This window comes from Streptomyces sp. NPDC003077 (assembly GCF_040611095.1).
In the GTDB taxonomy this organism is placed as follows: Bacteria; Actinomycetota; Actinomycetes; order Streptomycetales; family Streptomycetaceae; genus Streptomyces.
This window is the reverse complement of record NZ_JBEXNM010000075.1, coordinates 16,043-27,020: the sequence shown is the minus strand read 5'-3', so window position 1 is coordinate 27,020 and position 10,978 is coordinate 16,043. Positions and strand designations below refer to the sequence as shown.

The 10,978-nt window shown below is 75.3% G+C and carries 2 protein-coding genes; both read left to right on the top strand.

Features of this window, described 5'->3' with window-relative positions:
* The first annotated feature begins 17 nt into the window (after positions 1-17).
* A complete protein-coding gene (locus ABZX96_RS32565) occupies positions 18-10,202 on the top strand; it encodes a type I polyketide synthase (protein ID WP_355551355.1) in 10,185 nt (3,394 codons plus the stop codon).
* Positions 10,199-10,975, top strand: a complete 777-nt coding sequence (locus ABZX96_RS32560) for an alpha/beta fold hydrolase (RefSeq protein WP_355551353.1) — start codon at positions 10,199-10,201, stop codon at positions 10,973-10,975. Before ABZX96_RS32565 ends, ABZX96_RS32560 begins: the two co-directional genes overlap by 4 nt.
* Positions 10,976-10,978 lie beyond the last annotated feature (3 nt).

The window sequence follows — 10,978 nt, the reverse complement described above, 5'->3', positions numbered from 1 at the left end:
GAGGACGGATGGGGCGCATGAGCAGCAACGAAGACAAGCTTCTTGAGTACCTGAAGCGCGTGACGGGGGATCTTCGCCAGACCCGGGAGCGCTTGCGCGAGGTGGAGAGCAAGGACCAGGAACCCATCGCCATCGTCGGGATGGCGTGCCGCTACCCGGGCGGCGTGGGGTCCCCGGAGGACCTGTGGGAGCTGGTTGCGTCCGGCCGGGACGCGATCGGCGAGTTCCCGGAGGACCGGGGCTGGGACATAGACAGTGTCTACGACCCGGACCCGGACGCCGCGGGCAAGACCTACACCCGGCGCGGCGGATTCCTCTACGAGGCGGGGGACTTCGACCCCGACTTCTTCGGGATCTCGCCGCGCGAGGCGGTCGCGATGGACCCGCAGCAGCGGCTCCTGCTGGAAGCGTCCTGGGAGGCGTTCGAACGGGCCGGGCTGGACGCGGAAGCCGTGCGCGGCAGCCGCACCGGCGTCTTCGTCGGCTCCGGCTACCAGGACTACGTCAACCTCCTGCTGGGCGTCGCGGGCGAGTCGGGCGACTCCGACGGCCACCTCGGCACCGGCAACTCGGCCAGCGTGATGTCCGGCCGCATCGCCTACACCTTCGGGCTTGAGGGCCCGGCGGTGACGGTGGACACGGCGTGCTCGTCCTCGCTGGTCGCCCTGCACTGGGCGATCCAGGCGCTGCGCAACGGCGAGTGCTCCATGGCGCTCGCCGGCGGCGTCCAGGTGATGGCCACCCCGACCCCGTTCGTCGAGTTCAGTCGGCAGCGGGGCCTGGCGGCGGACGGCCGCTGCAAGGCCTTCGGGGCCGGGGCGGACGGCACGGGCTGGGCCGAGGGCGTCGGCATGATCCTGGTCGAGCGGCTGTCCGACGCCGAACGCCACGGACACGAGGTGCTGGCGGTCGTCCGCGGCTCCGCCGTCAACCAGGACGGCGCGTCCAACGGCCTGACGGCCCCCAACGGCCCGGCCCAGCAGCGCGTCATCCGCGCCGCGCTCGCCTCGGCCGGCATCTCACCGGCCCAGGTGGACGCGGTGGAGGCGCACGGCACGGGCACGACGCTGGGCGACCCGATCGAGGCCCAGGCGCTGCTCGCCACCTACGGCCAGGAGCGGGAACCGGACCGCCCGCTGTGGCTCGGCTCCCTGAAGTCCAACATCGGCCACACCCAGGCCGCCGCCGGTGTCGGCGGCATCATCAAAATGGTCATGGCCATGCGCCACGGCGTCCTCCCGCAGACCCTGCACGCGGAGGAACCCACCCCGCACGTCAACTGGTCCGCGGGCGACGTACGGCTCCTGACGGAGCCCATCCCCTGGCCGGAGACCGACCGCCCCCGCCGGGCCGCCATCTCCTCCTTCGGCGTCAGCGGCACCAACGCCCACGTGATCGTGGAACAGGCCCCGGCGAAGGAAGAGGCCACCGAGCCGGTCCCGGCCCCTGCCGCCCCTGCCGCCCTTCCGTGGGTGCTGTCCGGGAAGACGGACGCGGCGCTGCGGGCCCAGGCGGGGCGGTTGTTGCAGCACCTGAACGGCCGCGAGGTCTCCCCCGTGGACGTCGGTTTCTCGCTGGCGGTCTCGCGTGCCGCGCTGCGGTCGCGGGCTGCTGTGGTGGGCGAGTCCCGGGACGAGCTCATGGACGGGCTGCGTCACTTGGCGGCGGGGGAGGCCTCGTCGGCCGGTGTGGTGGTCGGTCGTTCGTCCGGGGGCAAGGTCGGGTTCCTGTTCTCGGGGCAGGGTTCGCAGCGGGTCGGGATGGGCCGGGAGCTGTATGCCGCCTATCCGGCGTTCGCCGCCGCGTACGACGAGGTGTGCGCGCACCTGGACGTGGCCGTGGACGGGGATGATCTGTCGCAGACGGGGGTGACGCAGCCGGCGTTGTTCGCCATCGAGGTGGCGCTGTTCCGGCTGCTGGAGTCCTGGGGTATCCGGCCGGATTACGTGGCCGGGCACTCCGTGGGCGAGATTGCCGCCGCGCATGTGGCGGGGGTCCTCACCCTGGCCGACGCCGCGAAGCTCGTCTCCGCGCGTGCCTCGCTGATGCAGGCGCTGCCGTCCGGTGGCGCGATGATCGCGATTCAGGCGACGGAGGACGAGGTCCTGCCGCACCTGACGGACGAGGTGGGCATCGCGGCGCTCAACGGCCCCCGCTCGGTGGTCGTCTCGGGCGACGAGGCGGGCGTCACGGCGGTGGCCGAGCACTTCTCCGCCCAGGGCCGGAAGACGTCCCGTCTGAAGGTCAGCCACGCGTTCCACTCGCCGCTGATGGACCCGATGCTCGACGAGTTCGCGGCCGTGGCGCGCGGCCTGTCCTACGCCGAGCCGACGATCCCGGTCGTATCGAACGTGACAGGAGAACTGGCCGAGCCCTACACCGCCGACTACTGGGTCCGCCACGTCCGCGAGGCCGTCCGTTTCGCCGACGGCATCCAGACCCTGCACCACCTCGGCGTGACGACCTTCGTGGAGATCGGCCCCGGCGGCGTCCTCACCGCCCTCACCCGGGACTGCCTCCCGGAGGCCGAGCCGCTCACCGTCCCGACCCTCCGTACCGACCGCCCCGAGCCGCAGGCCCTGACCACGGCGCTCGCCCAGCTCCACGTCCACGGCGTCTCGCCGGACTGGCGGGCCTTCTTCCCTGCCGCAGCCCAGCGCGTCGACCTGCCCACCTACGCGTTCCAGCACGAGCGCTACTGGGTGGATGTCACCGCGGCCAAGCCGGAAGCCTCCGCCACCGACCCGATCGAGGCCGAGTTCTGGGCCACGGTCGAACGCGAAGACCTGGAAGCGCTGGCCGGCACGCTGGACATCCGGCCCGACGACGCCCTGAGCGACGTCCTCCCGCGCCTGTCCGCCTGGCGGCGGCAGCGCAAGGAGCAGGCGGCCACCGACGCGTGGCGCTACCAGATCACCTGGAAGCGGGTGAACGGGCTGCCACCCGGCACCCCCACCGGCACGTGGCTGCTGGCCGTTCCGGAGGCGGACGCTGAAGAAGGGAACGGCCACGCCCTCGTCGAAGCCATCCGCGCCGGTCTCGAAGCCCGAGGCATCGCCCTCGTCACCGTCCCGGTAGGCCGACACACCGACCGCGCCGAGCTGACCCGCCGCCTGACCGACGCCGTACAGGCTGTGGAAGCCGGGGAAGCCGCACCGAACGGTCCCGTCACCACCGTCCTCTCCCTCCTCCTCCACGACCGCCCGCTCCTGCCCACCCTCGTCCTCCTCCAGGCACTCGGCGACGCCGGACTGGAGGCGCCGCTGTGGTGCCTGACCGAGGGCGCCGTGGCGGTGGAGCGCGACGAGACGGTGCGCCGGCCGCGGCACGCGCAGGTGTGGGGCATGGGGCGGACCGCGGCGCTGGAGTTCCCGCACCGCTGGGGCGGGTTGATCGACCTGCCCGAGGAGCTGGACGACACCACGGTCGACCGGCTCGTCGGCATCGTCGGCCCGGCCCGTTCGGAGCGGTGGACCGAGGACCAGCTCGCCGTGCGCGCGTCCGGCGTCTTCGCCCGGCGTCTCGCGCACGCGCCCGCCCGGCAGGCCACCCGCCAGTGGAAGCCGCGCGGCACGGTGCTGGTCACCGGCGGTACGGGCGCGCTGGGCGGGCACGTCGCCCGCTGGCTGGCCCGCAATGGCGCCGAGCACCTGGTGCTGACCAGCCGCCGGGGCGCGGACGCGCCCGGGGCGGCCGAGCTGCGGGCGGAGCTGGAGGAGCTGGGCGCGCGGGTGACGCTCGCCGCGTGCGACGTGTCCCGGCGCGAGGAGGTGGCGGCGCTGCTGGACGCGCACGCGTTCACCGCCGTCGTGCACACCGCCGGTGTCGCCGACTCCGGAGTGCTGGCCGAGGCCACGCCCGAAGCCTTCGCCACCGCGCAGGCCGCCAAGGCGGACGGCGCCGAGCACCTGGACGAATTGCTCGGGGACCGCGAGCTGGACGCCTTCGTCCTCTTCTCGTCCGTCTCCGGCGTGTGGGGGAGCGGTGGGCTGGCGGCGTACGCCGCGGGCAACGCGTACCTGGACGCCCTGGCCGGGCACCGGCGCGGGCGCGGGCGCACCGCGACGGCCGTCGCCTGGGGCCCGTGGGCCGACGGCGGCATGGTCGAGGACGGGGACGAGGAGGAGCACCTGCGCCGCCTCGGCCTGCTGGCCATGGCCCCGCACCTGGCGGTGGACGCGCTCCAGCGGGCGCTGGACCGGGACGAGTCGGTGCTCGCGTTCGCGGACATGGACTGGCCGCGCTTCCACCGGCCGTTCGTCCTGAACCGGCCCAGTCCGCTGCTGTCGGACCTGCCCGAGCTGCGGGACCAGGCGGTGGCGGAGAGCGGGGCGGGCGACGGCGCCTCGGCGGTGCTCGCCGGGCTGCGCGGCAAGCCGTCCGAGGAGCAGGAACGCGTCCTGACGCGGCTGGTGCGCGGCCACGCGGCGGCGGTGCTGGGGCACCGCGGGGCCGAGGCCGTGGAGGCCGACCGGCCGTTCAAGGAGCTGGGCTTCGACTCGCTGACCGCCGTGGAGCTGCGCGACCGCATCCAGGGCGAGACCGGCCTGAAGCTGCCCGCGACGCTGGTCTTCGACCACCCGACGGCGACCGACCTCGCCCGCTACCTGCGCGCCGGTCTGAGCGGTGAGGACGCGGACGAGGAGGAGGCCGCCGCCCTGGCGGCCCCCGCCACCGCGTCCCAGGACGACCCGATCGTGATCATCGGCATGGCCTGCCGCTACCCGGGCGGCGTCCGTTCGCCCGAGGACCTGTGGGAGATGGTCGCCTCCGGGCGGGACGCCATCGCGCAGTTCCCGACCGACCGCGGCTGGGACATCGACGCGCTCTACCACCCGGACCCGGACCACTCCGGCACCACCTACACCACGCAGGGCGGGTTCCTGCACGACGCCGCCGAGTTCGACCCGGCGCTGTTCGGGATCAGCCCGCGCGAGGCGGTGGCGATGGACCCTCAGCAGCGCCTGCTGCTGGAGACGGCCTGGGAGACCTTCGAGCGGGCCGGTATCGACCCGGGCGCGGTGCGCGGCACCGACACCGGCGTGTTCGTCGGCTCCGGCTACCAGGACTACGTCAGCCGTCCGCTGGACGTGCCGGACGGCGTGGAGGGCTACCTGTCGCCGGGCAACTCGGCGAGCGTGATCGCCGGTCGGCTCTCGTACGTCTTCGGGCTCCAGGGCCCGGCGGTGATGGTGGACACGGCGTGCTCGTCGTCGCTGACGGCGCTGCACCTGGCCGTGCAGGCGCTGCGCAACGGCGAGTGCTCGATGGCGGTGGCCGGCGGCGTGATGGTGATGTCCACCCCGTCCGCGTTCACCCTCTCCAGCCGTCAGCGGGCGCTGGCGCCCGACGGGCGCTGCAAGGCGTTCTCGTCGTCGGCGGACGGCACCGGGTTCTCCGAGGGCGTCGGCCTGCTGCTCGTCGAGCGGCTGTCGGACGCGCGCCGCAACGGGCACCAGGTGCTGGCCGTGGTCCGGGGCAGCGCCCTGAACCAGGACGGCGCCTCCAACGGCCTGACCGCGCCCAGCGGCCGGGCGCAGCGCCAGGTGATCCGGCGCGCGCTGGCCGACGCCGGGATCACCTCGGCCGAGGTGGACGTGGTGGAGGCGCACGGCACCGGCACCCAGCTCGGCGACCCCATCGAGGCCCGCGCCCTGATCGCCACGTACGGCAAGGAGCGGGACGCGGACCGGCCGCTGTGGCTGGGTTCGCTGAAGTCCAACATCGGGCACACGCAGGCCGCCGCCGGGGTCGGCGGTGTGATCAAGATGGTGATGGCGCTGCGCAACGGCGTCCTGCCGCGCACCCTGCACATCGAGGAGCCCACCGAGGACGTCGAGTGGGACGCCGGAACGGTGCGCCTGCTGACCGAGCCGGTGCCGTGGCCGGAGCAGGACCGGCCGCGCCGGGCCGCCGTGTCCTCGTTCGGCATGAGCGGCACCAACGCGCACACGATCATCGAGCAGGCGCCGGACGAGGAGCCTTCCGCGGCTCCCGCCACCGCCACCGAGCCCGGTGACGCCCTCCCCTGGATCGTGTCCGCCAAGTCCGCCAAGGCACTGCGCGAGCAGGCCCGGCGGCTGCTGAACCGGCTGGACGGGTGCGCCGGGGCCGACCTGCCGCAGGTCGGCCGGGCGCTGGCCACCGCGCGGGCGCGGCTGGAGCACCGGGCGGTGGTCGTCGGGCAGCGGCACGAGGACTTCCGGGACGCCCTCGCGGCCCTCGCCGAGGGCGCGCCGTCGGACGCGGTGGTGCAGGGCGTCACCGGTTCGTACGGGTCGGCGGTGTTCGTCTTCCCGGGCCACGGCGCGCAGTGGACCGGGATGGCCCGGGAGCTGATGGAGAGCTCGCCGGTCTTCGCGGAGGAGGTCCGGGCCTGCGTGGCGGCGTTCGCGCCGTACCTGGACTGGTCGCTGACGGACGTGCTGCGCGGTGAGCCGGGCGCGCCGGAGCTCTCCGTGGTGGAGGTCGCCCAGCCCGCGCTGTTCACCGTCATGGTGGCGCTGGCCGCGCTGTGGCGCTCCTACGGGGTGACCCCGGCCGCCGTCGTCGGCCACTCGCAGGGCGAGGTCGCCGCCGCGTACGTGGCGGGCGCGCTGTCGCTGGACGACGCGGCGCGCATCGTGGCGCTGCGCAGCCAGACGCTGACCGCGCTGATCGGCAAGGGCGCCATGCTGGCCGTCGCGCTGCCCGCCGCCGAGGCCGAACGCCGACTGGAGCCGTACGCGGGACGGCTCTCGATCGCCGCCGTCAACGGACCGGCGACCCTCACCGTCTCCGGCGATCCGGATGCCATCGAGGAGCTGGAAGCGGAGCTGCGTGCCGAGGGCGTCCGCGTCCGCCGGGTGCGCGGCGCGACCGGCGCGGGGCACTCCCCGCAGGTCGAGGCGCTGCGCGCGGAGCTGCTGGAGAAGCTGGCCCCGGTGACGCCGCGCGCCGCCGAGATCCCGTTCTACTCCACCGTCACCGCCGGGCCGCTGGACACCACCGGCCTGGACGCCGACTACTGGTACCGCAACGCCCGCCAGACCGTCCGCTTCGAGGAGACCGTCCGGGCGCTGCTGGCCGACGGGCACGGCGTGTTCGTCGAGGCGAGCCCGCACCCGCTGCTGGTCGGCGCGGTGCAGGAGATCGCCGAGGCGGCCGGCGCCGAGGCGCTGACCGCCGGGTCGCTGCGCCGCGAGCGCGGCGGCACCGGGCAGTTCCTGCGCGCGGTGGCCGAACTGCACGTCGCGGGCGTGCCGGTGGACTGGACCCCGCCGTTCGCCGGGCTGCCGGTGCGGCACGTGGACCTGCCGACGTACGCGTTCCAGCGGCGGCGGTACTGGCTGGCGGACGCCCCGCCGGTCACGGCGGGCGAGGACCCGGCCGCCGCCCGCTTCTGGGACCTGGTGGAGCGGGCGGACCTGCCCGCGCTCGCCCAGGAACTGGGGACGGAGAGCGTGGACGCGCTCGTCCCGGCGCTGCCCGCGCTCGCCTCCTGGCGGCGCGACGCCCGGGAGCGGGCCGCCGTCGACGACTGGCGCTACCGGATCACCTTCCGGCACCTGCCCGACGACTCCGCGCCGCGCCTGGACGGGCTGTGGCTGGCCGTCGTGCCCGCCGGGCTCGCCGACCACGCCTGGGCCGCCGCCGCCGTCGGCGCGCTCAGCGCCCACCGCGCCGAGGTGCGGGTGGTGGAACTCGCCGCCGAGGACGACCGCGTCACCGCCGCGCAGCTCCTGGCCGCCGAGTGCGGCGAGGACCGGCCCGCGGGCGTGCTGTCCCTGCTCGGCCTGTTCCCCGGCACCCACCCCGACCACCCCGGGCTCTCCGCCGCCCTGGCCGCCTCCACGGTGCTGCTCCAGGCGCTCGGCGACCTGGGGGAGACCGCCGAACAGGCCCCGCTGTGGTGCGCGACGTGGGGCGCCGTCGGCGTGGACCGCGCCGACGCGCCGCACGACCCGGCGCAGGCGCAGCTGTGGGGCCTGGGCATCACCGCGGCCCTCGAACTGCCCCGCCGCTGGGGCGGTCTGGTGGACCTGCCGCAGGACCCGGACGAGCACGCCCTGCGCCGCCTGGCCGGGCTGCTGGCCCAGCGCGAGGAGGACCAGCTCGCCATCCGCGGCTCCGGCGTCTTCGCCCGCCGCATGGTCCGCGCCCGGCGCACCCGTACGGAGCCGGTGCGGCCCTGGCAGCCGCGCGGTACCGTCCTGGTCACCGGCGGCACCGGCGGCGTGGGCCGGCACCTGGCCCGCTGGCTGGCCCGGTCCGGCGCCGAGCACCTGGTGCTCACCAGCCGCCGGGGTGCCGACGCGCCCGGCGCCGCCGACCTGAAGGCCGAACTGGAGGCCCTGGGCGCCGAGGTCACCCTCGCCGCCTGCGACCTGGCCGACCGGGACGCCGTCGCGGACCTGCTGGGCCGCATCGAGGACCGGCACCCGCTGACCGCCGTGCTGCACGCCGCGGGCACCGCCCGCTCCTCCGTGCTGGACCGGGCGGACCTGGCGGAGTTCGCCGAGACCACCGCCGCCAAGGTGGCCGGCGCCGCCCACCTGGACGCGCTGCTCGCCGACCGCGACCTGGACGCGTTCGTCCTGTTCGCCTCCGGCGCCGGCGTCTGGGGCAGCGGCGGACAGGCCTGCTACGCCGCCGCCAACGCCTACCTGGACGCGCTGGCCCTGCACCGCCGCGCCCGCGGGCTGCCCGCCACGTCGGTGGCCTGGGGCGGCTGGTCGGGCGGCGGCATGGTCGACGACGCCGTACGCGAACGCGGCCTCAAGCGCGGCCTGGGCTTCATGGAGCCGGAGGCGGCCATCGGTGCCCTGCACCAGGCCGTCGAGGACGACGAGGGCGCGCTGACCGTCGCCCCCATCGACTGGGAACGCTTCGTGCCCGCCTTCACGGTGGGCCGCCCCAGCGCCCTGCTGGCCGACCTGCCCGACGTCCAGCGGCTGGCCGAGCGCCAGGAGACGCCCGAGGAGTCCGGCGCCGCCGACGCGACGCTCGCCGCCGAGCTGGCGGGGCTTTCCGAGGACGACCAGCGGGCCCGGCTGCTGGAGTTCATCCGTGCGCAGGCCGCCGTGGTGCTCGGCTACGCCTCCGCCGAGGACGTGCCGCCCGGCACGCCGTTCCTGGAACTCGGCTTCGACTCGCTGACCGCCATCGACCTGCGCCGCCGGCTCTCCACCGCCATCGGCCGCACCCTGCCCCCGGGCGTGGCCTTCGACCAGCCCACCCCGACCCGGCTCGCCGCCCACCTGCGCACGTTGCTGGTCGGCAGCGGGACGGCCGGCGAGGCGCAGGACCAGCCCGCCGACCTCCTCGTCCAGCTCTACCAGCACGCCGGCGAGACCGGCCGCGCCGCCGAGGCCATGGGCATGCTCGTCCGCGTGGGCGCCTTCCGGCCCGTCTTCGAACGGCCCGAGGAAGCGGGCGACCTCCCCGGCCCCGTGCGCATGGCCGAAGGCGACCCCGACGCCCCGGCGCTGGTGTGCTTCTCGCCGTACGTGGTGCCCTCCGGGCCCCTCCAGTACGCGCGGCTGGCCGCGCCGTTCCGCGGCGAACGGGACATGTGGGCGCTGACCAACCCCGGTTACGGGACCGGCGAACGCGTCCCCGCCGACGTGGACGCCGTCCTGCGGCTGCACGCCCGCACCGTCGCCGACCTCGTGGGCGAACGGCCGTACGTGCTGCTCGGCTACTCCTCCGGCGGCTGGATCGCGCACGGCGTGGCCGCCCAACTGGAGGCGCTGGGCGCGGGACCGGCCGGGATCGTCATGGTCGACAGCTTCAGCCTCAAGGTGCCCTTCGACCCGGGCATCATCAACGCCATGGGACGGGCCCAGGCCGAGCGCATGGACTTCCTGCGCGCCGGCGGCGAGCAACTCACCGCCATGGGCCACTACATGGGCCTGTTCAACGCCTGGGACGCGCCCTCGGTGTCCGCGCCGTCGCTGCTCGTCCGGGCCAGCGAGCCGCTGCTGACCGACGCCCCCGGGGGCAAGGGGCACGCGGCGCCGCCCGAGCACGTCGGGCAGACCCTCCTCGTCCCCGGCAACCACTACTCGATGATGGAGGACCACGCCGGCACCACCGCGGCGGCGGTGCGGTCCTGGCTCACGGACCTGCCCACGGCCCCCGGCGGCCCGAGTGAGCCCGGGGCTTCGGGCGACGCCCGCCCCACCCCCTCCCGCGACTCCCAGGAAGAGACCTCCGCATGACCGCGACCAACCCCGCGACCAGCACCTGGCTGCGCTCCTACCACCCGGCCCCCCAGGCCCGGCACCGGCTGGTCTGCTTCCCGCACGCCGGCGGCTCCGCCACCTTCTTCCACCCCGTCTCCGCCCGGCTCGCCCCGGAGATCGAGGTGCTGTCCCTCCAGTACCCCGGCCGCCAGGACCGGCGCCACGAAACGGCCATCCCCGACATCGCCGGCCTCGCCGACCGCGTCGCCGCCGAAATCGGCGCCCTGACCGGCCCCCGCCCGGTCTTCTTCGGGCACAGCATGGGCGCCGTCCTCGCCTTCGAGGTGGCACACCGCCTCGAACAGGACGACCGCGGCCCGCTCGCCCTGGTCCTCTCCGGCCGCCGCGCCCCCTCCACCCACCGCGTGGAGAACGTCCACCAGCGGGACGACGAGGGCGTCATCACCGAACTGAAGCTGCTCAGCGGCACCAACGCCGCGCTCCTGGGCGACGAGGAGATCCTGCGGATGATCCTCCCGGCGATCCGCAGCGACTACCGGGCCATCGAGACCTACACCTGCCCCGAGGACCGCGCCGTCGCCTGCCCCGTCACCGTCTTCACCGGCGACGCCGACCCGCGCACCACGCTGGACGAGGCACGGGCGTGGGAGCGCCACACCCGCGGGACGTTCGACCTTGAGGTCTTCCCCGGCGGCCACTTCTACCTCGGCGACCGGCCCGCGGAGGTCACCGACGCCATCGCCCGCCGGGTCCGCGCCGCCGCCCCGGCTCCCACCGCCCACCGCTGACCC